This is a genomic window from Pseudaquabacterium inlustre, assembly GCF_038066595.1.
Classification (GTDB): domain Bacteria; phylum Pseudomonadota; class Gammaproteobacteria; order Burkholderiales; family Burkholderiaceae_C; genus Pseudaquabacterium; species Pseudaquabacterium inlustre.
In genome coordinates, this window is record NZ_JBBUTH010000008.1 from 62,517 (window position 1) to 87,610 (window position 25,094).

The window sequence follows — 25,094 nt, forward strand, 5'->3', positions numbered from 1 at the left end:
GTTCCGCGGCGGCCGCTGGGTTGGGGCGGCGCTGTACGCCGGTGTGTGGCTGGGTGCGCAGGCCGCCGAGCCGCTGGCCGTGTGCGTGGCGGCCGACAACGCCCCGCTGTCCTACACCGTGAAGGACGCGGTGCGCGGCCTCGACGTGCGCCTGGCCCAGGCCATTGCCGACGCGGCCGGCCGACCGCTGAAGCTGGTGCCCTTCGAGACCGCCTACGAGAAGGAGACGCAGCTCACGCACGAGGTGAACGCGCTGCTCTCGTCGGGCGTGTGCGAGGCGGCCAGCGGCTTTCCGCTGCTGCAGGCCGACCTGGGGGCGCCGACCCGGCCCTCGGCACGCACGCCCGACTTTCCCGGCGCGCCGCGCAAGCGTGATCGCCCCTTCGTGCCGCTGGGCACGCTGGTGCCCAGCCAGGGCTACCTGGCGCTGGCCCTGGGCCTGGTGGTGCGCGACACCGCCGCGCCCCACCCGCCGGTGCACGGGCTGGCCGATCTGGCGGCGCGCGACGACGGGGGCCAGCTGAAGCTGGGCGTGACCAGCGGCACGCTGGCCGGCAGCCTGGCCCAGATTTGGCGCCACGGCGCGCTGCGCCCGCGCACGCTGACCGTGTCGCAACGCGAGGAGGTGCTGGACACCGTGGCCGATGGCCGCGCCGGCGCCGCGCTGGTGGCGCTGGCCCGCTTCGACGGCTGGAAGCTGAGCCACCGCGACAGCCCGCTGCGCGTGACCGCCTGGCGCCGTCCGCTGGACCTGAACCTGGGCTTCGTGACGCTGCAGGGCGCCGCACCGCTGCGCGCGCTGATCGACCGCGTGATCCAGGGCGCGCTGGCCGATGGCACGCTGGCCCGCTGGGCCGCCGAGGAAGGCGTGAGCTGGTCGCCGCCCACCCAGCCCAACGTCGGCGCCGGCCCCACGCTGGCCTGGCTCAGCCAGGATTAGGCGGCCACGCGGCTACTCGGGCACGCGGCCCTCCGGCGCGAAGGCCGCGTGCAGCGGCAGCCAGGCGCCGCCCAGCGCCCGCGCATCGGGCCCGGCGCGGCCGGCCTGCAGCGGCGGGCGGGCCACGCCCTCCCAGCTGTAGCCCGCCATCGCCTGCCCGGTGGCCGCCAGCAGCGCGGCCAGCAGCTCGCGGCTGAAGGTCCCGTCGATGACCAGGCCGTCCAGGTCGAGCAGGCAGGCCGCGTCGTGCGCGGCCAGCGCCAGCGCGCCGGCGGCCTCGGCCAGCCAGGCCGCGGTGTGGGCCTGCCAGGGCGGCTGCAGCGCACGCGCGTCGGCCACCGCCGTGGCGTCCAGGCCGGCGGCCTGGAAGCGCTGCTCCAGGCGCAGCAGCGAGGCCACGCTCAGCAATTGCGGCGGCGGGTGGCCCGGCGGCTGCGCGATGGACAGCGCCAGCGAGCCGATGGCGCCGGCGTTGCCATGCCGGCCCGGGCGCAGCTGCCCGTCCAGCACCAGGCCGCCACCGGCGAAGGTGTCGATGAACACGTACAGAAAGCTCGGCCCGCCAGGGCCGGGGCCGGCCGCCAGCTCGGCCACGCAGGCCGCGGCCGTGTCCTTGCGCTGCAGCACCGGGAGCGCGGTGCACGCGGCCACGGCGGCGCGCAGGTCCAGCGCCTGCCAGCGCGCGGCCAGTTCGGCCGGCATGTCCAGCAGCGCCTGCCAGCCACCCAGTTGCAGCGGTGCGGCCAGGCCCACGCCCTGCACGCGGGCATTGGCCTCGGGCGTCAGCAGCGTGCGCACATCGTCCAGGCGCTGTCGGATCTCGGCCAGCAGCGCCTGCGGCTCGGGCTGGCGGTAGGCCAGGCGCCAGCGCTGGCGCACCGCGCCGCTGAAGTCGACCAGCAGCGTGTCCAGGCTGCGGCGGCCGAGCTGGATGCCCACCGCGTAGGCGCCATCCGGCGCCAGCGACAGCGGCACCGCCGGCTGGCCCACCCGGCCGCGCTGGGGCTCGCCGCGGCGCAGCAGGCCGTCGGCCTCGAGCCGGCGGGTGATCAGCGACACGGTCTGCGCCGTCAGCCGGGTCAGCCGCGCGATCTCGGCCCCGGCCAGCGCGCCGTGCTGGCGGATGGCCTGCAGCACCAGGCGCTCGTTGGCCGAGCGCGGGCTGCGCAGGGCGGGCAGGTCGCGGCGAAGGCTGGGCATCGCGCCATTCTGACCCGCCCGATGGATAAATCAAGTTGATTGATTTATGCTCGCCGCCCGTGCAAGCGCCCGCACGCCCAGCCTGGAGACCTCCCATGATCATCGTCAGCGGTGAAGCCCTGTTCGACGTGTTCGCCACCGGCGAAACGCCCACCGGCATCGGCTTCGACGGCCGCATCGGCGGCTCGCCGTTCAACGTGGCCCTGGGCCTGGCCCGCCTGGGGCAGCCGGTGGGCTTCTTCGGCGGCATCGGTACCGGCTTTGCCGGCGAGCGCCTGCTGCGCGCGCTGACCGACGAGGGCATCGACACGCGTTGCACGCCGCGGCTGGACGCGCCCACCACGATCAGCCTGGTGGGCGTGGATGCGCGCGGCGTGCCCAGCTACGCCTTCTACGGCCACGGCTGCGCCGACCGGCTGGTGGGGCCCGAGCACCTGGCGGCCATTCCGGCCGAGGCGCGCGCCTTCCACTTCGGCTCGTTCGCGATGGTGGTGCCGCCCACCGCCGACACCCAGCGCGCGCTGGTCGAGCGCGAGCACGCACGCAGCCTGATCAGCTACGACCCCAACATCCGCACCAATGTGCAGCCCGACCTGGCGGTGTGGCGCGACACCCTGGCCTGGATGCTGCCGCGCACCCACCTGCTGAAGGTGAGCGACGAGGACCTGGGCCTGCTGTTTCCGGGCCGCGCCCTGGACGACTTTGCCGCCGAGGCGCTGGCCGCCGGCGTGCCCTGGGTGGTGGTGACCCGCGGCGGCGCAGACGCGGTGGGCTACCACGCCACGGCCGGCCGCGTGGCGCTGCCGCCGCAGCCGGTGCAGGTGGTGGACACGGTGGGCGCCGGCGACACCTTCCAGGCCGCGCTGCTGACCTGGCTGGCCGAGACCGGCCGGCTCACCGCCGCGGCGGTGCGCGCGCTGGACGCCGCGGCGATGACCGAGGCGCTGGGCTTCGCGATGCGTGCGGCCGCCATCACCTGCGGCCGGCGCGGCGCCGACCTGCCGCGGCGCGCCGAACTGGGCTGATCAGCGCCGGCGCCTGAACGCCACCAGCGCCGCCAGGCCCAGCGCCACGCAGGCCAGCGTGCCCGGCTCGGGCACGTCGTGGCGCGGCAGGTCGTCGGCAAAGGCGAAGATGCCGTCGCCGCCACCGTCCTCCAGCGCCGCGGGCAGGCGGCGCATCGGGCCCGGCACCGGGTCGGCCGCGGCCAGCAGCAGCGGCCGCCGCCGCTCGCCCTGCTGCGACAGCACCGAGACGTTGCCGCACACCTCGGGCACCATCACCGCGTAGACGCGCCCGGCATGGTCGGAGGCTTCGTACAGGTCGGCCGGCTCCATGTGGCCGGCGGCGAAGTTCACGCGCGCCCCCAGGCACATCGTCTCGCCGAAGGTCAGCGCCACGCGGCGGGGATCGAACACGCGGCCGCTGCCCAGCGCCCGGATGCCGTCGCGGCGGATCTCCAGCCGGTCGGTGCGCCGCTTCTCGGCCACCTGCGTGGCCAGCTGGCGCACCACCTCGTCGGGCAACCGCGCGGCCTGCAGCGCCTGCACCACCGTGCCGCGGTACGGGTTGCTGCCCGGCTTGCCCCACACGCAGCGCTGGCGGTAGGCCAGCGGCGGCGCGGCCGGCCGCAGCAGCGGGTGGCCGGCCGGCAGCGGGTCGCCCTCGAAATGCACGCCCGCCCCGCCCAGGTGGAACGGATCGGCGCCGGTGCCGGCCGACCACAGCAGCACACCCAGGCTGGCCGCGCCGGCCGACAGCGCGGTGAAGAAGGCCAGCGGCAGCGCCCGGCCGGCCCAGCGCCACAGGCGCGCCTGTGCCGCCGACCGTGCGGCCCGCCGTGTGCGCCGCCCCTGCCCGGCCCGGCGGCCGGTGCGCCGGCGGCGTGCGCGCGCGTCGCCGGCCGCCACGTCGGCGGGGGGCGCATCGGACCGGGGTGCGGCGGCGGGCGGTGGTGTGTGTGGCGGTACGGCTGCCATGCGGGAGGCGGTGCGCGGCCCCCATGGCCACGGATCGTCTCTGGCTATCGGCGCCGCCGCGCGCAGCTTGAGCGTCAGCCGGCGTCCACGCCGCGGTCCAGCCAGCGCAGCACCGCGGCGAACAGTTGCGGCGCGTCGATCGGCTTGGCCAGGTGGTCGTCCATGCCGGCATCCAGGCAGGCATCGCGCTCGCCGGCGAAGGCGGTGGCGGTCAGCGCGATCACCGGCGTGCGCGCCAGGCCGGCACGCGCCTCGTGCGCACGCCAGGCGCGCGTGGCGGCCAGGCCGTCCATCAACGGCATGTGCACGTCCATCAGCATCAGCGCGGGCGCCTCGCGGCGGGCCGCGGCCAGCGCCTGCTCGCCGTCGGCGGCCAGCGTCACCTGCAGGCCGGCCTCCTGCAGCAGCTCACCGGCCACGGCCTGGTTGATCGGGTTGTCCTCCACCAGCAGCACGCGCCGGCCGGCGTGGCGCGCACGCAGCGCCGCCAGCGAAGGCGCGCTCTCGGCCGGCGCGGCCGCAGCCAGCGCCGGCCGCAGCGTCAGCTCGAACGCGAAGCACGCGCCCTCGCCGGGCCGGCTGTGCACCGTGATCTCGCCGCCCAGCAGCGCCACCACCTCGCGCGAGATGGCCAGGCCCAGGCCACTGCCGCCATGGCGGCGGGTGGTTGACGCATCGCCCTGCTCGAACGGCGCGAACAGCAGCGGCAGCTGCGCGTGCGGGATGCCGGGGCCGGTGTCGGCCACCTCGAAGCGCACCCGCCAGCCGGCGCCCGGCGCGGCCCCCGGTGGGGCGTCCAGCAAGCGCGCCGACAGCGTGACCTGCCCCTGGTCGGTGAACTTCACCGCGTTGCCAGCCAGGTTCAGCAGCACCTGGGTCAGGCGCGTCGGGTCCGCATGCACCCGCGCGGGCAGGCCCTCGGCCTGCAGCACCAGGGCCACGCCCTTGGCGGCCGCGCGGCCGGCCAGCAGCGCGTGCACGCGCTCCAGCAGCGCCGGCAGGTCGATGTCGCGCGGCGACAGCGTGAGCTTGCCGGCCTCCACGCGCGACAGGTCGAGGATGTCGTCGATCAGCGCCAGCAGGTGCTGCGAGGCATCCTCCACATGCGCCAGCCGGCGCGCGGCCACCGGCTCGGCGGCCTCGTGCCGCATCAGCTGCACCAGGCCCAGGATGGCATTGAGCGGCGTGCGGATCTCGTGGCTCATGTTGGCCAGGAATGCGCTCTTGGCACGGGTGGCGGCCTCGGCCCGGCCCAGCGCGGCCGCCAGCTCGCGCTGGTGGGCGCGCTCGGTGCTCAGGTCGGTGGCCAGCACCACGAAGCCCTGCACCTGGCCACCGCGCCAGTCGGGCACGTAATGCGCCAGCGAGGTGCAGGGCCGCCCGTCGGGCGTGGTGTCGTCGCGCTCGAAGCGCTGCGGCTCACCGGCCAGCACCGCCGCCACATGCGGGGCGTTGTGCGCGGCGCGGCGGTCCCAGGGCGGGCCCAGGTCGGCGATGCGCCGGCCGATCATCTGCTCGGGCGTGACGCCATGCCACTCGCAGAAGCCGCGGTTGGCGAAGCGGCAGCGGTTGTCGCGGTCCCAGTAGCTCAGGCGCGCCGGCAGGCTGTCGGCCACCAGGCGCAGGAAGGCGTCGGCCGATTCGCGGTCGGCCAGCGCCTGGGTCAGGGCCTGCTGCTGGCGCGCGCCGGCGTCGGCGGCCCGGGCCTGGGCGCGGCGCTCACGCCGGGCGGCCAGCTCGTGCGCCAGGCCGGCCGCACCGGCGGCCAGGCCCAGCGCGCAGGCCGCGGCGCCAACCATGGCCGCCCCGCCGGGCACCGAGCCCAGGCGCCACAGCGCCGACGCGCCCCCCGCCAGGCCTGCGCCCGCCAGACCGGCCCACAGACCGGTCCGCACGCCTGACGATACAGCTGCCATGCACCATCGTAACGTGGACGCTCATCTTGCGTGCACAACGACGAGGCACGTTCATCCACCGGATGGGTGGTGCGGCGCGCTCAGAGCACGCGGTGCGCCAGCGCGGGCAGCTGCTGGCGCACCTCGGCCAGGCGCTGGCGCGTGGCGCCGGCGCGCACCACGGCGGTGCCTTCTGGCTGGCAGGCCAGCACGGCGCCCCAGGGGTCGGCCACCAGGCTGTGGCCCCAGGTGCGGCGGCCGTTCTCGTGCAGGCCGCCCTGGGCCGGGGCCAGCACATAGCACTGGTTCTCCACGGCGCGGGCGCGCAGCAGCAGCTCCCAGTGCGCCTGGCCGGTGGTGTGGGTGAAGGCCGAGGGCACCACCAGCACATCGCAGGGCTGCGGCTGCATCAGCCGGCGGTAGAGCTCGGGAAAGCGCAGGTCGTAGCAGATCGACAGGCCCACGCGCCAGGTCTGACCGTCGACCACCGCATCGAACGCCACCGGCTGCGCGCCGGCCTCGAGCACGCGGCCCTCGTCGTAGCGCTCGCGGCCGTTGTCGAAGGCGAACAGGTGGATCTTGTCGTAGCGCGCCAGGCGCTGCCCGTCGGGGCCCCAGACCAGGCAGCTGTTGCGCACGTGGTCGGCATCGGCGCCGCGCAACGGCAGCGTGCCGCCGATGATGTGCAGGCGGTGGCGCTGCGCGGCCGCGGCCAGGAAGTCCTGGATCGGGCCGGCGCCATCGGCCTCGGCGATCGCCAGCTTGTCGCGGTCGCTGCGGCCCAGCAGGCAGAAGTACTCGGGCAGGGCCACCAGTTGCACGCCGGCGTCGGCGGCCTCGGCGATCAGGCGGCCGGCGTCGGCCAGGTTGCGGTCCACGTCGGGCGTGGACACCATCTGCAGGGCGGCGATGTTCAGAATCATGCGCCAATCATGACGCACCCGGCCCCGCGGGTACGCGGGACCACCCGCCGAGCGGGTGCGGGCCGGCTTGGGGCGGCCCGGCGCTCGGCCCGCTTTGCCTCGATCACGAGAATGGATTGGCCGTGGCAAACCACAGCCCGATGCCGGTGGCGATGATGAAGGCGCCGTCGGTCACGCCCACGGCCAGGAAGAACTTGGTCTGCAGCGCATCCATCAGCTCGGGCTGACGCGCCGAGGCTTCGAGGAACTTCATCGTCGCCAGGCCGATGCCGATGCACGAGCCCAGCGCCGGGATGCCGATCAGCAGGGCCACGGCCAGGGGCAGCAGGTTGAGGCTGGAAGTCATCGTGTTTCTCCGGTCGGTGAGGGGTTCAGGAACGGGCCAGGCCCACGGCCGCCGGGGCCGGTGCCGAGCGCGCGAGGCCCAGGCCCTCGGCGGCGGCGAAGGCCAGCACGGCCACGGCCTGCAGCAGCAGCCAGGCCGTGCCCAGCGCGGTGGGGGCCAGCCAGCCCAGCAGCAGCGCCAGCACGCAGCCCAGCGCCCAGCCGGCATTGCCCAGCACCACGGCCTGCACCAGCGGCGCCCACAGCGTGCGGCTGCGCGCCAGCAGCAGCAGGGCGCCGGCATAGGCCAGCAGGAACACGCCGGTCTCGGTGAGCAGCGGCGCGGGCAGGCCCAGCCAGGCCACCATGCGGGCGCCGGGAGCCAGTTGCAGCACACCGGCCGCGGCGCTGACCACGGCATCGAGCACGAAGGCGCCGCGCAGCAGCGGCGAAGGCAGAACGGATCGCATCGAAGATCTCCTGGACAGGTTGAGGCGTTGACGGGACGGGTCCATTCTTCGCAGGCCGCTGCCGCGCCGCGATTCCCTGAGAGGTAATGGCCGCCGTGCAACGAGCGCCGCAGAATCGGTCGTCAGCCGATCCACCGCCCGCCGCCATGCGCCCGCACCCGCCCGTCCCGCACGACCTCTCCCCGTCCAGCCCGCAGGGCGTGGGCCCGCTGCTGCGCGAATGGCGCACGCGCCGCCGCCGCAGCCAGCTGGATCTGGCGCTGGACGTGGGCGTGTCGCCGCGCCACCTGAGCTTCATCGAGACCGGGCGCTCGCGGCCCAGCGCGGCCATGGTGCTGGCGCTGGCCGAGCAGCTGGCGCTGCCGCTGCGCGAGCGCAACCGCCTGCTGCTGGCCGCCGGCCACGCGCCGCGCTTTGCCCAGCGCAGCCTGGACGCGCCCGAGATGGCCAGCGTGCGCGCCGCGCTGCAGCGCCTGCTGGACGCCCACCACCCCTACCCCGGCGTGGTGCTCGACCGGCAGTGGAACGTGCTGCTGGCCAACGGCGCCGCCCAGGCCCTGGTGGGCCTGCTGCCGCCCGAGCTGCTGGGCCCGCCGCTCAACATCCTGCGCGCCAGCCTGCACCCGCGCGGCTTTGCCGCGGCCACGGCCAATTTCGCCGAGTGGGGCGGCTACCTGGTGGAGGGGCTGCAGCGCAGCGTGGCCGACAGCGCCGACCCCGCGCTGGCCGCGCTGCTGCAGGAGGTGCAGGCCTATCCCAACGTGGCCGCGCTGCTGGCCGCGCAGGCCGAGCAGGCCGCCCGTGGCCCGCGCCCGCCCGAGGACACGCCCACGCTGCTGCTGCCCTGCGAGATGTGGCTGCCGCTGCCCGGCCCCGATGGCCGGCCGGGTGCGCCGCAGCGGGTGTCGCTGTTCACCACGCTGACCTCGTTCGGCACGCCGCGCGACATCACGCTGGACGAACTGGCGGTGGAGCTGTTCTACCCGGCCGATGCGGCCAGCGAGGCGCTGCTGCGCGCCGCGGCCCACCCGGCCTCGGACGCCTCAACGCGGGGCTGACGCGGCCTCGGGCAGCTTGCGCTCGATCTTCTCGACCTTGGGGTCATCCCAGCCGCCGCTGATCTGGAATTCGCGCATGCTGGCCTGGCGCAGCGGCTCGCGCAGGATCCACTGGCCCAGGAAGGCGCCCAGGCCGATGGCCGGGTTCACCGCCACATAGGCCAGCGAGGCGCTGGCGGTGTTCAGCTCGGGCACCACCACCACATGCAGGTCCTGCGTGGCGCGGGCGATGTCGGCCGTGCCCTCCATCAGCACCGCGGCCTGCAGGCCCCGCATGCGCAGGTTGTGGGTCTGCGCCACGCCGCGCTGGATCTTCACGTCGCCGCCCACGTCGTCGAAGCCGAAGCCCTCGGCGAACACGTCGCGGAAGTCCAGCACCAGGCGCCGTGGCAGGGCCTGCAGGCTCAGCACGCCCAGCAGGCGGCCGGCACCGGCGTCGGCCTTCAGGAACTGCCCGCCCTCCAGCGCCACGTGGAAGCCGCCGTCCAGCGAGGGCATGTCCAGCGACAGCGGCGAGCCCTCCCAGCCCAGCGTGCCCTGCAGGTGGCCCTTGGCACCCTTGACCACGCGGCCGAAGCCCAGGCGCTCCAGCAGCGCGCCGCCGTCGGCGATGTCGAGCTTGAAGTCCAGCGCCATGCGCCGGCGCGACGGATCGCCGGCCACCGCCTGCCACTGGCCGCTGGCGGCCAGCTTGGCATCGGCGTTGTCCAGCGCCAGCTTGTCCAGCCGCCACTGCGCCCGCGGCACGCCGTCGGCGCCGGGCGCGCTGCGGTTCACCGCCTCCACCGCCAGATGGCCCAGCGCCTTGCCGCGCAGATCGAAGGCGGCGATGTCGATGTCCAGCGCCGGCACGCTGGTGGGCACGCGGTCGAGCAGGCCGGCCATGCCGTCGGCCTCGGACGGCGGCACCGACAGCCGCGCCAGCCGCGCGCGGATGCGCCCGGCGCCCTGGGCGCCGCGGCCCTCGCGCCACTCGAGGCTGCCGCTGGTCTGGTCGGCCACCACCTGGGCGCGCCAGCCCTCTTCGCCCGCCGTGTCCACGCGCTGCACATCCAGCGTCAGCCCGGTCAGGCGCCGACCCTCGGCCAGCAGCTCGGGCGTCTGCAGGCGGATCACGTGCGGCAGCAGCGTGGCCAGGCCCGCGCTGCTGCTGGCCGCCGCCGCACTGGACGCCAGCGGCCCGCCCGGCCCCCACAAGATGCGCCAGGCATCGACATCCAGCGCCGGCATCACCAGCGTGGCGCGGCCACCGGCCACCGGCTCGGGCAGCGGCGCGGCCCAGGACCAGGCCGAGCGCAGCAGCTGCGCCTCCGGCCCCGAGATGTCGCGCAGCAGCGCCGCCTGCAGCGGGCCCAGCTCCAGGCGCAGCAGGTCGCGCGTGGGCGCCGCGCCGGCCGGCACGGCCGGCTGCAGCGTGCTGCTGATCTTCAGCGGCAGGGTTTCCGAGGCCAGCTTGCGCAGCGGCGCGGGCAGGTCGATCGACACGCCCTGCAGGTTGCTGCTGATCTGGTACTCGGGCTGGCCGCGCCCCAGGCCCAGCTGCAGCCGGTAGGCCGCCTGGCCCTGCACGCGGCCCTGCCACTGCGCGGCGGCGCGGGCCACGGCACCCAGTTCGGTGGCGCGGCGCAGGCCGTCCAAGCTGGCCGTGCCGCTGGCGTTGAAGCGCAGGCTGCCGTCGGCCTGGCTGCCGCCGTCGATCTGCGCCTCGCCGCCCAGCAGCTGCGCATGCACGGCCTGCACCTGCACGCCGCGGTGGGTGAACTCGACCCGGCCGCGCGCGTTGGCCAGCAGCGGCACCTCGGGGCGCAGCTTCAGGTCATTGCCGGCCAGCTGCACGCTGCCGCGCAGCACCGTGTCGGACGGGTGCTCCAGCGGGATGTTCAGGCCCAGCTTCAGCTCGGCGCTGCCGGTGGCGCTGGCCGGCGCCAGCGCCTGGTCCAGCCAGCCGCCGATGGGCGTGGTGGCCACGTAGCGCAGCAGGTCCTGCGCCGGGCCGCGGGCCGTGCCCTCCAGCTCCAGCACCGCCTGGGGCGACAGGTCGCGGATGCGGCCCTGCACGTCCACCAGGTCCACGCCCCACAGCCGGCCATGCGCCTTCTGGAACTGCATGGCGTTGCGCTCGAACACCAGCTCGCCGCCCACCTGGCCGAAGGCCGGCCAGGTCTCGCCCGGCGCCGGCGGCACCGGGGCCAGGGTCACGTCCCGCACCTCGCCGGCGATGCGGAAGTCGCCATCGCGGCGGTTGACGAACGGAAAGTCCCACAGGTCGCCCTTGACCCGGAAGCTGACGTTCTGCACCTCGCCGCCCTGCACCGCGCGCGTCACCCAGGCCCGCGTGTCGGTGCCGATGCCCAGCGGCAGGTAGCGCGCCACGGCCGTGGCGCGGCCACGCGCCAGCTTGCCGCTGAGCTCCAGCACGCCGGGCAGGCGCCCGCCCTTGCCGAAATCGGGGCCACTGCCGGTGCGCCAGCTGGCCGAGGCCTCGCCGCTGGCGTCGGCGTTGGCGAAGCGCGCCTTGTCCACCTTCAGCTCGATGCGCGGCGGCGCGTCGGGCGTGGCACCGGCGCCGATGCGCCACTGCAGCTGGGCCGAGAAGCTCTTGAGCGGCACCACCGCCTGCTCGAACACGCCGGGAAACTCCAGCGCGCCATCGGCCAGCGACAGCGTCGCCTGGCCCCCGGTCTCGCCGGCCGTGAACTCGAAGTCGGCCCCGCGCCAGCCGGGCCGGCCCACGCCGTCGGCGCTGGGCGCCGGCGCGGCGGCGATCGCCATGTCGCGCACGCTGGCCTTGACCTGGTAGCCGGTGGGCGCGTCCAGCGGCCCGCGCCAGCGCGCCGCGAGCTTCTCCACCGTGCCCTCGGGTGCCAGCTGCAGCAGCAGCTCGCGCACGCTGCGGCCGATGGGCAGGCGCTCGGCCAGCTCGGCCAGCGAGGCCAGGTCCAGCCGGTCGGCGGTGAGCTCGCCGCCGGTGACCGGGTTCGCCGCGGCCGGGGCGCCACTGGCCGGTGCGGCCGCCTGGCTGGCCACCCCACCCGGCGCCAGCGCGGCCAGGTCCTGCACCTGCTGCCAGCTGAAGGCCAGCTGGCTGGGCGTCCAGCGGTGGCCTTCGGTGGTGGCGAACTCCAGCCCGCTGGCGGCCACGCGCACGCCCTTCTCGTCGCGCTCGCCGCTCAGCCGCGCGTTCAGCCGGGTGAAGGCCAGCGGCTCCAGTTCGCGGCCCAGGCGCACCGACACGTCGGCCAGCGCCAGGTCCACCGTGGCGGCGCGGGGCACGGCCTGGTCCCAGTCCAGCCAGGCGCGCAAGGCGCCATGGCCCTGGTCCAGGTCGATCGGCAGGTCGACATGGCGGCGCAGCTGCGACACGTCGGCACGCGGCAGCTGGGCGTACAGGCTGCCGGTCCAGCGCCGCCAGTCGCCCGGCCGCGTGAAGCCGGTGCGCACCAGGCCCGAGCGGGTCAGCAGCGGCTGGCGGGCCTTGGCCACCACGGTGAACCGCTCGCCCCAGTCGGTGGGCGGCGTGGCGTCCAGGCGCAGCTCGTGGCGCAGGCCGCGGTTGCGCAGCACCAGGCGCACATCCGACAGCGCCAGCGGCGGTGCGGCGCGCAGCTCGTCCACCCAGCGCAGCTCACCGCCGCGGATCACGAACTCGTGCTGCTCGAAGAACCAGTCGGCCGAGGCGCTGCCGTCCAGCGTGGCGCCGCCGTCCTCCACGTCCAGCCCGGCCACATGCCAGCGCCCGCGCGCATCGCGCCGCACCTCGAGCCGGGCGCCATCGATCAGCAACTGCTCGAAGCGCAGCCGAAAGGCCAGCAGCGACGGCACCGACAGCGCCGCCGACACGCGCGGCAGCCGCAGCGCCTCGCGGCCCTGGGCGTCGCGCAGCACCACGTCGTCGAGTTCGAAGGCCGGCACCCAGCTGCCACTGCGCGACAGGATGCGGCCGATGCTGACCTTTGCCCCGATGGCCTGGCTGGCTTCGTGTTCCACCCGGGGACGCCATTCGTCCAGCCGGGGCAAAATCCCCCAGTGGAGAATCAGCCAGGCCAGCAGCACTAAGCTGGTCAGGCCGACCAGCGCGAGGGCGATGACGCGCCACACGCCGGCCAACAGGCGCCAGATGGCCAGACCCGAGCGGGCGGCAAGCGACGAAAAGGACATGAATGAGGGACGAGCAGCACGCAGCCGTTGAGCCGACCCGCCGCCGGCCGGCGTTCGTGGCACGCCAGGCACCCTGTTTCGGGCGTCCGCAGCGCGGCGCAATCTAGCACAGAGCCCCCGTCTGCCCATGGGTTCCGAACTTCACGTGGCCGATACACAGCCGCCCGTCCCGCCCGCCGCCGCGCCGGCCGACCACAGCCGCTACGTGCAGCGCATCCGCCGCCGTTACGCGGCCGAGCTGGCGCTGCTGCCGCCGGGCCAGCCCGATGCGGCCACCATCACCGCGCTGGTGCGCCGGCTGCAGGCCGAGGGCCGCGCCCTGCCCTCGGCGCTGCGCGTGGCCCGCCAGCTGGTGATGGAGCGCCTGGTGGTGCTGGACGTCGAGCAGCAGGCGCCGCTTGAAGTCGTCACGCACACCATGACCTGGCTGGCCGAGGCCACGCTGGAGATCGCGCTGGCCGAGGCCCGCGCCGAGATCGACGCCAAGCACGGCGCACCGCGCGACGCCCAGGGCCAGGTGATCGACTTCTGGATCATCGGCATGGGCAAGCTCGGTGCGCGCGAGCTCAATGTCTCGTCCGACATCGACCTGATCTACGTCTACGAGGACGATGGCGAGACCGACGGACCGCTGAAGATCACCGCGCACGAATACTTCGCCCAGGTGGCCAAGCGCCTGTATGCGCTGATCGGCGACACCACCGACGATGGCTTCGTGTTCCGCGTCGACCTGGCGCTGCGCCCCAACGGCAACTCGGGCCCGCCGGTGGTCAGCCTGGGCATGCTGGAAGAGTATTTCCTGGTGCAGGGCCGCGAGTGGGAGCGCTTTGCCTGGCTGAAGAGCCGCGTGGTGGCGCCGGCCGCCAGCGTGGCCAGCGGCCGGCCGCTGCCGCTGCGCAGCCTGGTCACCGCATTCGTCTACCGCCGCTACCTCGATTACGGCATCTTCGAGGGCCTGCGCCAGCTGCACCGCAAGATCCGCGAGGAGGCCCAGCGCCGCGCCGCGGGCCGGCCCGAGCGCGCGAACGACGTGAAGCTGTCGCGCGGCGGCATCCGCGAGATCGAGTTCATCGTGCAGCTGCTGCTGGTGGTGCGCGGCGGGCAGTTCCCCGAGATCCGCACCCGCAGCACGCTCAAGAGCCTGCAGAAGGTGGCCGCGCGCGGCCTGATGACGCCGGCCACCGCCGACAGGCTGGCCGAGGCCTATGTGTTCCTGCGCCGCGTGGAGCACCGCATCCAGTACCTGGACGACCAGCAGACCCACCTGCTGCCCACACAGGATGGCGACCTGGCCTGGATCGCGCAATCCATGGGCCTGGCCGCCTGCACGCCCGACGCCTGCCAGCTGCTGGATCGCCTGCTGGAGATCCGCGAACTGGTGGCCACCGAGTTCGACGCGCTGCTGCACGACGGCCAGCCCCCCGGTCCGACCGCCAAGGGCGGCTGCCGCAACTGCGGCGCGCCGCTGCCGCTGGACAGCGACGCCCTGCTCGAGCGCCTGCCACCGGCCCTGGCCGAGCGCGTGCGCCACTGGGTGCAGCAGCCGCGCGTGCAGGCCCTGCGCGACGAAGGCCGGCTTCGCCTGGGCAAGCTGGTGCAGCGCGCCGCGGCCGGCGTGGCCGACGGCCTGTGCACGCAGGAGGCCGCGCTGCGCTTCATCGACTGGCTGGAGCCGCTGCTGCGCCGCGACAGCTACCTGGCCCTGCTGGCCGAGCGGCCCGAGGTGATGAAGCGCCTGCTGCGCCTGCTGGGCCTGGCGCGCTGGCCGATGCAGTACCTGATGCGCCACCCCGGCGTGATCGACGAGCTGGCCGACCCGCGCCTGATGCACGAGCGCTTCGACCGCCACGCCTACATCGACGAGCTGGAAGAGCGCCACACCGCCTGGGTGCGCGCCGGCGAGGCCGATGAAGAGTCGCTGCTCGACACGCTGCGCCACGCCCACCATGCCGAGGTCTTCCGCACGCTGGTGCGCGACGTGGAAGAACTCATCACCGTCGAGCAGGTGGCCGACGACCTGTCGGCCCTGGCCGACGCCACGCTGGAGTGCACGCTGCGCTGGGCCTGGCCGCGGCTGCGCCAGCACCACCGCGCGGTGCCGCAGTTCGCCGTCATCGCCTACGGCAAGCTGGGCGGCAAGGAGCTGGGCTACGGCAGCGACCTCGATGTGGTCTTCCTCTACGACGACGCTGACGAGACCGACGAGTACAAGGCCCAGGAGGTCTACGCGCATTTCGTGCGCAAGGTCATCACCTGGCTGACGCTGCGCACCGGGGCCGGCGAACTGTTCGACATCGACACCGCGCTGCGGCCCAACGGCAACTCGGGCCTGCTGGTCACGTCGATCAACGCCTTCGAGCGCTACCAGCAGGGCCGCGGCGGCAACACCGCCTGGACCTGGGAGCACCAGGCCGTCACCCGCGCGCGCTTTTGCGCCGGCAGCGCGGCGCTGGGCGGGCGCTTCGAGGCCGTGCGGCGGCATGTGCTGTCGGCCGGGCGCGACCTCGATGCGCTCAAGCGCGAGGTGATGGACATGCGCGAGAAGGTGCGCGCCGCGCGGCCGGTCAAGGCCGAGCTGTTCGACGTCAAGCACAGCCCCGGCGGCATGATGGACGCCGAGTTCGCGGTGCAGTACCTGGTGCTGGCCCATGCCGCGCAGCACCCGGCGCTGCTGGACAACGTGGGCAACATCGCGCTGCTGCAGCGCGCCGAAGGCCTGGGCCTGCTGCCCGCCGGCGCCGGCCAGGCCGCCGCCGACGCCTACCGCGAGCTGCGCCGCGCCCAGCACCGCGCCCGCCTGGACGAGCAGCCCACCCAGGTGCCGCCCGAACAGATGGCCGCTGAGCGCGACGCCGTGCTGGCCGTCTGGCACGCGGTCTTTGGCTGAGTCACCCCATCTGCCGCCCGCCGCGCTGCCAGCCTCGGCACGCCCCTGGCTGGCGCTGAGCGGGCTGGCCGCACTGGGCGCGCTGCTGCTGGCCGCCGCCCCACCGGGCTGGCCGGCCCGGCTCGACTGGGCGCCCGAACTCGCGGCACGCGAACCCTGGCGCGCCATCACCGCCGCCTGGGTGCACCTGAGCCACCTGCACCTGCTGGCCAATCTGGCCGGCTGCGCGCTGGTGGCGGCCCTCGGCGTGGTGGCCGGCTGCGGGCCGCGCGCCACCGCCGCCTGGGCGCTGGCCTGGCCGCTCACCCAGGCCGCGCTTCTGTGGCAACCCGCGCTCGCCCGCTACGCCGGCCTGTCGGGCGTGCTGCATGCCGGCGTGGCGGTGGCCGTGGTGCAGCTGCTGCGGGCCGAGCGCGGCCGCCGCCAGGCCATCGGTGCGGCGCTGGGCGCCGGCCTGCTCGCCAAGCTGCTGCTGGAGGCGCCCTGGCAAGGCCCGCTGCGCCAGGTGCCGGGCTGGGACATCGCCATCGCGCCCGGCGCGCACCTGGCCGGCGCACTGGCCGGCGCCGCCTGCGCGCTGGCGCTGCGCGCGGGCCTGCGTGACGCCAGCGCCGCCCCTTGAACCGATGACCGCCTGCCAAGCCCCCCGCCCATGACCGACCGCAAGACACATCTCGATGGCCTGGCCGTCGCCTGCCTGGTGCTGTGCTGCGTGCTGTGGGGCCTGAACCAGGCCGCCAGCAAGGCCACGCTGGCCGATGTGCCACCGCTGCTGCAGATGGGCAGCCGCTCGCTGGGCGCGGCGGTGCTGGTGGCGCTGTGGTCGGCCCGGCGCGGCATCCGGCTGTCGCCGGGCACCAACGGCACCGGCCCGGCCGGGCTGCTGGCCGGCACGCTGTTCGCGGTCGAGTTCGGCTGCATCATCCTCGGCCTGCAGCACACCACGGCCTCGCGCATGGGCGTGTTCATCTACCTCGCGCCCTTCGTCGTGGCGCTGGGCATGCCGCTGCTGGGCCGGCGCGTGGCCCATGCCGAGCGCCTGGGCACAGTGCAGTGGGTGGGCCTGGTGGCCGCCTTCGCGGGCGTGGCCTGGGCCTTCGCCGAGGGCTTCCACCGGCCCAGCGCCGGCCAGCGCCAATGGTGGGGCGATGCGCTGGGCGTGACCGCGGCGCTGCTGTGGGGCTGCACCACGCTGACGATCCGCGCCTCGCGCCTGGCCAGCGCGCCGGCCGAGCAGACGCTGTTCTACCAGCTGGCCGTCTCGGGCCTGCTGCTCATCGCCGCCTCGGTCGCCACCGGCGAGGCCTGGCCGGCGCCGGGCGCGCTGCGCGCCCAGGCCTGGTGGCTGATGGCCTTCCAGACCGTGGTCGTCACCTTCGCCAGCTACCTGCTGTGGTTCTGGCTGATGCGCCACTACCCGGCCACGCGCCTGGCCGCCGGCACGCTGCTGACGCCGATGGCCGGCCTGGGTGCCGGCGTGCTGCTGCTGGGCGAGCCGCTGACCCCGCGCCTGCTGCTGGCCTGCGCCGCGGTGGCCGTGGGCATCGTGCTGGTGAACCGGCCGCCGCGCGCGCCGTGACGGCTTGAGGCGCGGCAAGCCGCCGGCCCTTGTCGCCTGCGTGCCGCGGGCGGGACGCCGCGCCACCTAGACTGCCGCCACCCCATCCAACGGATCGAAGGAGACTTTCCATGCTCACGCTGTGCGGCTTCGCGGTGTCGAACTACTACAACAAGGTCAAGCTGGCCCTGCTGGAAAAGGGCATCCCGTTCAACGAGGAGCTGGTGATGACCGGCTCGAAGGACGAGGCGGTGCTCGGCGCCACGCCGCTGGGCAAGGTGCCGTTCCTGAAGACGCCGCAGGGCGCGCTGTGCGAAAGCCAGGTCATCTGCGACTACCTGGAAGCCGCCTACCCGCAGGTGCCGCTGGTGCCGGCCGACCCGTTCGCCGCGGCCAAGGTGCGCGAGCTGTGCACCTATGTCGACCTGCACCTCGAACTGGTGGCGCGCGAGCTGTACGCCGAAGCTTTCTTCGGCGGCACGGTCAGCGACGACACCAAGGCGCGCGTGAAGAAGCAGCTGGCCAAGGCCATCCCGGCCTTCCAGCGCCTGGCGAAGTTCAGCCCCTACATCGCCGGTGACCAGTTCACGCTGGCCGACTGCGCCGCCTACGTGAGCCTGCCGCTGGTGGCGCTGGCCACCAAGAAGGTGCTGGGCGAGGACCTGCTGGCCGCCGCCGGCATCGACTGGAAGGCCTACTGCGCGCTGATCGGCCAGCGCCCGCACGCGCAGAAGGTGGACGCCGACAAGAAGGCCGACGCCGCGCGCATGGCCGCGGCCGCCAAGAAGGCCTGAGCCCCGCGCGTCCGACACCGGCGCGGCGCACAGGTCGCAAACGTTCAAGACACGCGGCCGGGCGGGGCGGCAGCATGGCGCCATGCCCGATCCCGCCCCCTCCCTCGTCGAACGCCCGCCGCAACTGCTGCGCGATGGCTATGTGCTGACCCGGCTGGAGCCGCTGGCCGACCTGGCCCGCGGCAACAGCCTGTGGTACCTGACCTTCGGCCTGGCCTGCTGCGCGGTGGAGATGATCCACGCCGCGATGGCGCGCTACGACCTCGAGCGCTTCTCGATGATCCCGCGCGCCAGCCCGCGCCAGGCCGACCTGATGATCGTCAGCGGCACGCTCACCAACAAGATGGCGCGCGCCATCCGCCGCGTCTACGACCAGATGGCCGAGCCGCGCTACGTCATCTCGATGGGCAGCTGCGCCAACGGCGGCGGCTACTACCACCACGGCTACAGCACGGTGCGCGGCTGCGACCGCATCATCCCGGTGGATGTCTACGTGCCCGGCTGCCCGCCCACGGCCGAGGCTCTGCTCTACGGCATCGCGCAGTTGCAGCGCAAGATCCACGAAGGCAGCATTGCCAGGGCCTGATCCCGGACCGCACCCGGCGTGCACCCGGCCCGCACCCGGCCACCTTCCGCCGCTGCCCATGCCCAGCCCCGACGACACCGCCCGCCTGATCGCCCCACCCGCCGGCCTGCGCGGCGCGCTGTATGCCGTGCTGGTGCGCGACACCCGGCCGCTGGGCGAGGGCCTGCCGCCCGATCAGCGCATCAACCGTTTCCCGGCGCTGCCCTACTGCGGCATCACCTGGATCCTGCACGGCGGCGCGCGGCTGGAGTCGCCGGCCGACCACCCCGACACCGGGCCGCTGCCGCCGGTGTTCGTCTCGGGCCCGCAGACGGCGCCCTTCGCCTCGCGCAACGACGGTCCGATCCACACCTTCTGCCTGGTGTTCCATCCGCAGGCCTTCGCGGCGCTGGCGGGCCAGCCGGCCACCGCGCTGCGCGACCGCCACCGGCCGCTGGCCAGGGCCCTGCCGGCCGAATGGGCCGCGCTGGACACTGCCGTGCGCCAGGCGTCGGACGACGAGGCCCGCATCGCCGCCGCCGCGGCCTGGTTGCTGCCGCGCTGGCGCGCTGCGCGCGGCCGGCTCGACCAGCGCCTGGCCGACCTGCCGCAGGTGCTGCGCGGCCTGCCGGTGCGTGCGGTGGCGGCCTGGCTGGGCTTCAGCCCGCGTCAGCTGGAGCGCCGCAGCCTGCAGGCCCATGGCCTGAGCCCGCGCGAGCTGCGCACCATCACCCGCGGCCATGACGCCGTGCTGGCCGACCAGGCGGCCGAGCCGCTGGCCGATGCCGCGCAACAGCACGGTTATGCCGACCAGCCGCACATGACGCGCGAATACCGCCGCCTGCTGGGCGTCAGCCCGGCCGAGTTGCGCCGGCAACTGGCCGGCGACGACGAGAGCTGGTGGCTGTACCGGCTGCGCCGCCACGGGCGGCTGTAAAGGGCCAGCGGGGCCGGCGCGACCGGCCCGCCGGGGGCGCGGTCAGGCCGGCTGGGCGCCCGGTGCGGCCCCGCCGGCGGTGGCAGCCGCCGCCGCCACGCGCGCCGTCACTTCCTTGCGGAAGCGGTTGAGCTCCTGCACGCTGGCGAAGCTGCGCTCCATCAGCAGGCTCATGTTGTGCAGGATGCGCTCGACCACCTTGGTCTCCCACACCGCGTCGAACTGGATCTGCTGCGAGAGCCAGTGCTCCAGCCACTCGGGGTTGGGCAGGCGGCTCTGGATGGTGTCGCGCGGGAACAGCTTCTCGTTGACGTGCAGGTTGGTCGGGTGCAGCGCCTGCGCGGTGCGGCGCGCGCTGGCCATCAGCACGCCCACCTTGGCGAAGGCGGCACGCGCCTCGTCACCGAACTTGGCCATCGCGCGCTTCATGTAGCGCAGGTAGGCGCCGCCGTGGCGGGCCTCGTCCTTGGCCAGGGTTTCGTAGATCTGCTTGATCACCGGCTCGGTGTGCCATTCGGCGGCGCGGCGGTACCAGTGGTTCAGGCGCACCTCGCCGCAGAAGTGCAGCATCAGCGTCTCGAGCGCCGGCGCCGGGTCGAACTCGAAGCGGATCTCGTGCAGTTCCTGCTCGGTGGGCACCAGGTCGGGGCGGAAGCGGCGCAGGTATTCCATCAACACCAACGAGTGCTTTTGCTCCTCGAAGAACCACACGCTCATGAACGCGGAAAAATCGCTGTCTTCCCGGTTGTCGCGCAGGAACATCTCGGTGGCCGGCAGCGCGGCCCACTCGGTGATGGCGTTCATCTTGATCGTCATCGCCTGCTCGTCGGACAGCTTGCTGGCGTCGAACTGGTCCCAGGCGATGTCGGTGTCCATGTTCCAGCGCACGGCTTCGAGCTGTTTGAAGAGTTCGGGGTAGAGCATGGGCGGGTCCTGGCCGGGTGAGGTCTAGAGCAAGTTCTCGATTTTAGTTGGACGGAGGTCGAATGGCACGATCGAAGGTCATGGCGGCAGGGTTGCTGCTGGCGGCGCTCACCCCGGGCGCGTGGGCGGCCACGGCCGAGGCACCGGGCCCCGCCGCCTGCCCGGCCCTGCTGAAACACACGCTGCCGCGCCTGCAGGACGAGAAGCCGGTGAACCTGTGCGGCTGGGCCGGCCAGGTGGTGCTGGTGGTCAACACCGCCAGCTACTGCGGCTTCACCTCGCAGTACAAGTCGCTGGAGGCGCTGTACGAGAAGCACCGTGGCCGCGGCCTGGTGGTGCTGGGCTTCCCGAGCAACGACTTCGGCGCGCAGGAGCCCGGCAGCAACCGTGACATCGCGGCGTTCTGCGACAACACCTTCGGCGTGCGCTTCCCGATGTTCGCCAAATCCACCGTCAGCCCCAAGGCCGGCGGTACGCTGAATCCGCTGTATGCGCAGCTGGCCGGCCGCACCGGCCAGGCGCCGAAATGGAACTTCCACAAGTACCTGATCGGCCGCGACGGCACCCAGGTGAGCAGCTTCACCTCGGCGGTCGAGCCCAATGACCCTGGGTTCGTGCGGGAATTGGAAAGACTTTTGAAGACAGAATGAGACTGGTCGGTCATGATTGAACTCAGCAGTTCAATTTGTGGCCAACCGGAATCATTCGATGCACACGTCAGGCGCAACAGGGCCGGAACTTCCACACGGAACCGCACTCAATGCACGGGTGTGGGCGCCGAAAAGTCGTTCACAGCGCCTGCACCGACGCCTTGCCGCCCCTGCTGGCCGCGCTCTTTACCCGTTTCATGTGCCGTGCAGCCTTTCGGATGTCCGAAGTGAAATCCTGAGGTATCTCTCCTCCTCCTCCCTCCCTCCCTCGTTGGCCTCAGGGCGCTGCACGGCGCTCTTCTCTGCCCGGTGGGGTGCGCAATGAGCGCGCCTCGCCCCCTCTTCCCCCCCACCGCCTCGCGGGCGGGCTCCGGCCGCCCGCGCGTGGCCGTGGTCGGCTCGGGCATCTCGGGCCTGGCGGTGGCCTACCAGCTCGACGCGCAGGCCGACGTCACGCTGTTCGAGGCCGGCCGGCACTTCGGCGGCCACGCCAACACGGTGGACCTCACGCTCGACGGTGTGACGCATGGCGTGGACACCGGCTTCCTGGTCTTCAACCACGCCACCTATCCGAACCTGATCCGCCTGTTCGCCGAGCTGCAGGTGCCCACCGCACCGTCGGACATGTCGTTCTCGGTGCAGGTGCCGCAGGCCCGGCTGGAATGGAGCGGCACCGACCTGGACAGCGTGTTCGCCCAGCGCCGCAACCTGCTGCGCCCCGGTTTCTTGCGCATGCTGGCCGACCTGATGCGCTTCAACCGCGCCACCACGGCCATCGCCGAGCGCGGCGACGAGGCAGCGCTGCAGATCACGCTGGGTGACTTCCTGACCGAAGGCGGCTACAGCGCAGCCTTCCGCGACTGGTACCTGCTGCCGATGCTGGGCTGCATCTGGAGTTGCCCCACCGACCAGATGCTGCGCTTTCCGGTGGCCACGATGATCCGCTTCTGCCACAACCACGGCCTGATCCGCGTGGCCGACCGGCCGCAGTGGCACACCGTGGCCGGCGGCTCGCGCGAGTACGTGCGCCGCATGCTGGCGCACATCCGCGATGCGCGCCTGGGCACGCCGGTGCGCGCGGTGCGCCGCGTGCCGCCGGGCACGGCAAGCGCCGGCGTGTGGCTGGATCTGGACAGCGGCGCCGAGCGCTTCGACGAGGTGGTGCTGGCCACCCACAGCGACCAGAGCCTGGCGCTGCTGGGCACCCACGCCAGCCCGGAAGAGCGCGCGGTGCTGGGCGCCATCCGCTACCACCGCAACCGCGCGCTGCTGCACACCGATGCCGGCCTGCTGCCGCAGCGGCGCAAGGCCTGGGCCGCCTGGAACTACGAGCGCGCGCCGGCCGACCATGCCGAGCAGAACGCCGTGTGCCTGCACTACCTGCTCAACCGCCTGCAGCCGCTGCCCTGGCAGACGCCGGTGATCGTGTCGATGAACCCGGCGCGCGAGCCCGATGCCGCCACGGTGCATGCCGAATTCGACTACGCCCACCCGGTGTTCGACCTGGCGGCCATCGCCGCGCAGGCCCGCGTGCCGCAATTGCAGGGCGTGGGCCATGTGTGGTTCGCCGGCGCCTGGACGCGCTACGGCTTCCACGAGGACGGCCTGCGCTCGGGCCTGGCCGTGGCCCAGGCGCTGCAGCAGCGCTGGCAACAGCCCGACCGCACCGACGACGGCCTGGCCACCCGGGACGCCGCGTGAACCTCGGCCAGCCCACCGGCCAGCGCGCGCAGCTGGCCATCGGCCGCGTGATCCACCAGCGCCTGCGCCCGGCGCCGCACCGGCTGGACGTGCCGACCTGGTTCCTGCTGCTGCCGCTGCGCAGCCTGCGTGCCCAGCCCGATGCCACGCTGCGCCGCAACCGTGCCGGCTGGGTCAGCTTCCACGACACCGACCACGGTGACGGCCGCGCCGACTGCCTGCAATGGCTGGACGAGCAGTTGCAGCGCGCCGGCATCGCCGATGCCGACGGCGAGGCGTGGCTGCACACCTACCCGCGCGTGCTGGGCTTCGTGTTCAACCCGGTCAGCTTCTGGTACTGCCACCGGGCCGACGGCTCGCTGGCCGCCGTGGTGGCCGAGGTCAACAACACCTTCGGCGGGCGCCACTGCTACCTGCTGGACGGCCCGCGCCTGGGCTTCGGCACCGAACAGCGGGCCGACAAGGCCTTCCATGTCTCACCGTTCTGCCAGGTGGAGGGCGGCTACCGCTTCCGCTTCCTGCGCAGCCCCGTGGCCGGCGACGACGCCAGCAGCGCCCGCACGCTGGTGCGCATCGACTACGACGACGCGCAGGGCCCGCTGCTGGCCACCTCGGTCAGCGGCGAACTGGCCTCGCTGACGCCGCGGCGCCTGCGCCGCGCCCTGCGCCAGTGGCCGCTGCTGACGCTGGGCGTGATGGCCCGCATCCACTGGCATGCGCTGCGCCTGCTGCTCAAGCGCGTGCCCTTCTTCGGCACCACGCCGGCGCGGCCGCAGCCGCACTGACACCCGCACCGACAGCCGCCCCGCCGCGCCGGCCCACCCCCGTCCCCTCCGACGCCTCCGCCCAGAGAACCGCCATGCCCCAGTCCGCCACCACCCTGCCCTCGATGCTCGCGGTGCCCGGCAGCGCGCCCGCTGCCGCACGCGCCGTGTTCGCGCTGCTGGCCAAGCTGCGTGTCGGCCGGCTGGACGTGCAGTTGCCCGACGGCAGCCAGGCCCACTTCGGCCAGGCCGGCGCCGGATCCGACGGCCCGCACGCCACGCTGCGCCTGCGCAACTGGAACGTCTGCAGCGCGGCGCTGCGCTCGGGCGACATCGGCGTGGCCGAGACCTACATCGCCGGCGACTGGACCACCACCGACCTGGCGGCGCTGCTGGGCCTGTTCATCGCCAACCGCGAGGCGCTGGACAGCGTGGTCTACGGCCACTGGTGGGGCAGCCTGCTGCACCGCATGCGCCACTGGCTGAACCGCAACTCGCGCGCCGGCAGCCGCCGCAACATCCACGCCCATTACGACCTGGGCAATGCCTTCTACCGGCTGTGGCTGGACCCGACCATGAACTACTCCAGCGCCTGGTTCCAGGGCGACCGGCAACAGCCCATGGCCCAGGCCCAGCAGGCCAAGATGCGCCGCGCGCTCGGCGAATGCCGGCTGCGCGACGGCCAGCGCCTGCTGGAGATCGGCTGCGGCTGGGGCGCACTGGCCGAATGCGCGGTGCGCGAATACGGTGCCCGCGTCACCGGCGTCACGCTGTCCACCGAGCAGCTGGCCTTCGGCCGCCAGCGCCTGGCCAACGGCGGCCTGCTGGGCCAGGCCGAGCTGCGCCTGCAGGACTACCGCGACATCGCCGACGGCCCGTTCGACGCCATCGTGTCGATCGAGATGTTCGAGGCCGTGGGCCGCGACTACTGGGCCAGCTGGTTCGACACCGTGCGGCGCAACCTCGCGCCCGGTGGCCGCGCCTGCGTGCAGACCATCACCATCCGCGACGACCTGTTCGACCGCTACGTCAGCGGCACCGATTTCATCCAGCAGTACATCTTCCCCGGCGGCCTGCTGCCCAGCCCCGCGGCCTTCCGCGCCGAGGCGCAGCGCGCCGGCCTGGTGGTCGAGCAGGAACTGGCCTTCGGCCGCGACTACGCCGAGACGCTGCGCCGCTGGCGTGCCGACTTCCTGCGCCAGGACGAGGCCGTGCGCGCCCAGGGCTTCGACACCCGCTTCGTGCGCACCTGGGAGTTCTACCTCGCCTACTGCGAAGCCGCCTTCGAAGCCGGCAACACCGACGTCATGCAGTTCACGCTGCGCCACGCCTGAGGCGGCGCAACGGTCCCCCGCACACGCGCGCTC

21 protein-coding genes are annotated in these 25,094 nt (G+C 73.9%); 13 read left to right on the forward strand and 8 right to left on the reverse strand.

The features are described from left to right. The first annotated feature begins 43 nt into the window (after positions 1–43). The gene (locus tag AACH10_RS14870) at positions 44–940 is read left to right on the forward strand and encodes a substrate-binding periplasmic protein (protein WP_341411229.1); all 897 of its coding nucleotides are present in this window, start codon (positions 44–46) and stop codon (positions 938–940) included. Positions 941–952: 12 nt separating this feature from the next. Here AACH10_RS14870 and AACH10_RS14875 read toward each other — a convergent pair whose 3' ends face one another. After that, positions 953–2,140, reverse strand: a complete 1,188-nt coding sequence (locus AACH10_RS14875) for an ROK family transcriptional regulator (protein WP_341411230.1) — start codon at positions 2,138–2,140, stop codon at positions 953–955. 95 nt (positions 2,141–2,235) lie between these two features. On the opposite strand from AACH10_RS14875, the gene AACH10_RS14880 reads away from it, so the two are divergent. Beyond that, a complete protein-coding gene (locus tag AACH10_RS14880) occupies positions 2,236–3,165 on the forward strand; it encodes a carbohydrate kinase family protein (RefSeq protein ID WP_341411231.1) in 930 nt (309 codons plus the stop codon). Here the strand turns inward: AACH10_RS14880 and AACH10_RS14885 are convergent, their stop codons facing one another. The 5 genes from AACH10_RS14885 to AACH10_RS14905 form a co-directional block, all read right to left on the reverse strand. Continuing rightward, positions 3,166–4,119, reverse strand: coding sequence for a PEP-CTERM sorting domain-containing protein (locus tag AACH10_RS14885; RefSeq protein WP_341411232.1), 954 nt, complete (start codon positions 4,117–4,119; stop codon positions 3,166–3,168). 74 nt (positions 4,120–4,193) lie between these two features. Next, positions 4,194–6,014 (reverse strand): PAS domain-containing sensor histidine kinase, encoded by a 1,821-nt coding sequence (locus tag AACH10_RS14890; RefSeq protein ID WP_341411233.1) that lies wholly within the window; start codon positions 6,012–6,014, stop codon positions 4,194–4,196. Between the two features lie 101 nt (positions 6,015–6,115). Then, positions 6,116–6,937 carry a carbon-nitrogen hydrolase family protein gene (locus tag AACH10_RS14895; protein ID WP_341411234.1) on the reverse strand — a complete coding sequence of 274 codons (822 nt, stop codon included), beginning with the start codon at positions 6,935–6,937 and terminating at the stop codon, positions 6,116–6,118. A gap of 103 nt (positions 6,938–7,040) precedes the next feature. Continuing rightward, positions 7,041–7,283: a F0F1 ATP synthase subunit C gene (atpE, locus tag AACH10_RS14900; protein WP_341411235.1), complete on the reverse strand. Its 243-nt coding sequence runs from the start codon at positions 7,281–7,283 to the stop codon at positions 7,041–7,043. 25 nt (positions 7,284–7,308) lie between these two features. Next, on the reverse strand, positions 7,309–7,731 hold the full coding sequence (locus AACH10_RS14905) for a hypothetical protein (protein ID WP_341411236.1): 423 nt from the start codon (positions 7,729–7,731) through the stop codon (positions 7,309–7,311). 146 nt (positions 7,732–7,877) lie between these two features. On the opposite strand from AACH10_RS14905, the gene AACH10_RS14910 reads away from it, so the two are divergent. After that, the gene (locus AACH10_RS14910) at positions 7,878–8,789 is read left to right on the forward strand and encodes an MmyB family transcriptional regulator (RefSeq protein ID WP_341411237.1); all 912 of its coding nucleotides are present in this window, start codon (positions 7,878–7,880) and stop codon (positions 8,787–8,789) included. Here AACH10_RS14910 and AACH10_RS14915 read toward each other — a convergent pair. After that, on the reverse strand, positions 8,775–12,947 hold the full coding sequence (locus tag AACH10_RS14915; protein WP_341411238.1) for a YhdP family protein: 4,173 nt from the start codon (positions 12,945–12,947) through the stop codon (positions 8,775–8,777). The two genes, AACH10_RS14910 and AACH10_RS14915, sit on opposite strands and share 15 nt — an antisense overlap. A gap of 127 nt (positions 12,948–13,074) precedes the next feature. Between AACH10_RS14915 and glnE the strand changes: the two genes are divergently transcribed. The 6 genes from glnE (at position 13,075) to AACH10_RS14945 (ending at position 19,688) form a co-directional block, all read left to right on the forward strand. Then, positions 13,075–15,834, forward strand: a complete 2,760-nt coding sequence (gene glnE, locus AACH10_RS14920) for a bifunctional [glutamate--ammonia ligase]-adenylyl-L-tyrosine phosphorylase/[glutamate--ammonia-ligase] adenylyltransferase (protein ID WP_341411239.1) — start codon at positions 13,075–13,077, stop codon at positions 15,832–15,834. Then, positions 15,827–16,456, forward strand: a complete 630-nt coding sequence (gene rrtA, locus AACH10_RS14925; protein ID WP_341411240.1) for a rhombosortase — start codon at positions 15,827–15,829, stop codon at positions 16,454–16,456. Before glnE ends, rrtA begins: the two co-directional genes overlap by 8 nt. 30 nt (positions 16,457–16,486) lie before the next feature. Beyond that, positions 16,487–17,413 (forward strand): DMT family transporter, encoded by a 927-nt coding sequence (locus AACH10_RS14930; RefSeq protein WP_341411241.1) that lies wholly within the window; start codon positions 16,487–16,489, stop codon positions 17,411–17,413. A gap of 110 nt (positions 17,414–17,523) precedes the next feature. Continuing rightward, positions 17,524–18,186, forward strand: coding sequence for a glutathione S-transferase (locus tag AACH10_RS14935; RefSeq protein WP_341411242.1), 663 nt, complete (start codon positions 17,524–17,526; stop codon positions 18,184–18,186). 82 nt (positions 18,187–18,268) lie between these two features. Next, positions 18,269–18,772, forward strand: a complete 504-nt coding sequence (locus tag AACH10_RS14940) for a NuoB/complex I 20 kDa subunit family protein (protein WP_341411243.1) — start codon at positions 18,269–18,271, stop codon at positions 18,770–18,772. Positions 18,773–18,830: 58 nt separating this feature from the next. Continuing rightward, on the forward strand, positions 18,831–19,688 hold the full coding sequence (locus AACH10_RS14945) for an AraC family transcriptional regulator (protein WP_341411244.1): 858 nt from the start codon (positions 18,831–18,833) through the stop codon (positions 19,686–19,688). Positions 19,689–19,730: 42 nt separating this feature from the next. Here AACH10_RS14945 and AACH10_RS14950 read toward each other — a convergent pair whose 3' ends face one another. Next, a complete protein-coding gene (locus AACH10_RS14950) occupies positions 19,731–20,612 on the reverse strand; it encodes a diiron oxygenase (protein ID WP_341411245.1) in 882 nt (293 codons plus the stop codon). A gap of 62 nt (positions 20,613–20,674) precedes the next feature. Here AACH10_RS14950 and AACH10_RS14955 point away from each other — a divergent pair, with 62 nt between their 5' ends. The 4 genes from AACH10_RS14955 to AACH10_RS14970 all read left to right on the forward strand — a co-directional run bounded on the left by AACH10_RS14955 (position 20,675) and on the right by AACH10_RS14970 (position 25,061). Continuing rightward, positions 20,675–21,262, forward strand: coding sequence for a glutathione peroxidase (locus tag AACH10_RS14955; RefSeq protein ID WP_341411247.1), 588 nt, complete (start codon positions 20,675–20,677; stop codon positions 21,260–21,262). 321 nt (positions 21,263–21,583) lie between these two features. Next, on the forward strand, positions 21,584–22,963 hold the full coding sequence (locus AACH10_RS14960; protein WP_341411248.1) for an NAD(P)/FAD-dependent oxidoreductase: 1,380 nt from the start codon (positions 21,584–21,586) through the stop codon (positions 22,961–22,963). Then, positions 22,960–23,748 (forward strand): DUF1365 domain-containing protein, encoded by a 789-nt coding sequence (locus tag AACH10_RS14965; RefSeq protein ID WP_341411249.1) that lies wholly within the window; start codon positions 22,960–22,962, stop codon positions 23,746–23,748. Before AACH10_RS14960 ends, AACH10_RS14965 begins: the two co-directional genes overlap by 4 nt. A 74-nt stretch (positions 23,749–23,822) precedes the next feature. Next, complete coding sequence (locus tag AACH10_RS14970; protein ID WP_341411250.1) at positions 23,823–25,061, forward strand: class I SAM-dependent methyltransferase; 1,239 nt, start codon at positions 23,823–23,825, stop codon at positions 25,059–25,061. Positions 25,062–25,094: the final 33 nt, after the last annotated feature.

Excerpts from the sequence above, each read along its gene's own strand:
- AACH10_RS14875 (WP_341411230.1), bottom strand. The coding sequence starts at position 2,140 with ATGCCCAGCCTTCGCCGCGACCTGCCCGCCCTGCGCAGCCCGCGCTCG.
- AACH10_RS14880 (WP_341411231.1), top strand. The coding sequence starts at position 2,236 with ATGATCATCGTCAGCGGTGAAGCCCTGTTCGACGTGTTCGCCACCGGC.
- AACH10_RS14885 (WP_341411232.1), bottom strand. The coding sequence starts at position 4,119 with ATGGCAGCCGTACCGCCACACACACCACCGCCCGCCGCCGCACCCCGG.
- AACH10_RS14895 (WP_341411234.1), bottom strand. The coding sequence starts at position 6,937 with ATGATTCTGAACATCGCCGCCCTGCAGATGGTGTCCACGCCCGACGTG.
- atpE (WP_341411235.1), bottom strand. The coding sequence starts at position 7,283 with ATGACTTCCAGCCTCAACCTGCTGCCCCTGGCCGTGGCCCTGCTGATC.
- AACH10_RS14905 (WP_341411236.1), bottom strand. The coding sequence starts at position 7,731 with ATGCGATCCGTTCTGCCTTCGCCGCTGCTGCGCGGCGCCTTCGTGCTC.
- AACH10_RS14910 (WP_341411237.1), top strand. The coding sequence starts at position 7,878 with ATGCGCCCGCACCCGCCCGTCCCGCACGACCTCTCCCCGTCCAGCCCG.
- AACH10_RS14915 (WP_341411238.1), bottom strand. The coding sequence starts at position 12,947 with ATGTCCTTTTCGTCGCTTGCCGCCCGCTCGGGTCTGGCCATCTGGCGC.
- glnE (WP_341411239.1), top strand. The coding sequence starts at position 13,075 with ATGGGTTCCGAACTTCACGTGGCCGATACACAGCCGCCCGTCCCGCCC.
- AACH10_RS14930 (WP_341411241.1), top strand. The coding sequence starts at position 16,487 with ATGACCGACCGCAAGACACATCTCGATGGCCTGGCCGTCGCCTGCCTG.
- AACH10_RS14935 (WP_341411242.1), top strand. The coding sequence starts at position 17,524 with ATGCTCACGCTGTGCGGCTTCGCGGTGTCGAACTACTACAACAAGGTC.
- AACH10_RS14940 (WP_341411243.1), top strand. The coding sequence starts at position 18,269 with ATGCCCGATCCCGCCCCCTCCCTCGTCGAACGCCCGCCGCAACTGCTG.
- AACH10_RS14945 (WP_341411244.1), top strand. The coding sequence starts at position 18,831 with ATGCCCAGCCCCGACGACACCGCCCGCCTGATCGCCCCACCCGCCGGC.
- AACH10_RS14950 (WP_341411245.1), bottom strand. The coding sequence starts at position 20,612 with ATGCTCTACCCCGAACTCTTCAAACAGCTCGAAGCCGTGCGCTGGAAC.
- AACH10_RS14955 (WP_341411247.1), top strand. The coding sequence starts at position 20,675 with ATGGCACGATCGAAGGTCATGGCGGCAGGGTTGCTGCTGGCGGCGCTC.
- AACH10_RS14960 (WP_341411248.1), top strand. The coding sequence starts at position 21,584 with ATGAGCGCGCCTCGCCCCCTCTTCCCCCCCACCGCCTCGCGGGCGGGC.
- AACH10_RS14970 (WP_341411250.1), top strand. The coding sequence starts at position 23,823 with ATGCCCCAGTCCGCCACCACCCTGCCCTCGATGCTCGCGGTGCCCGGC.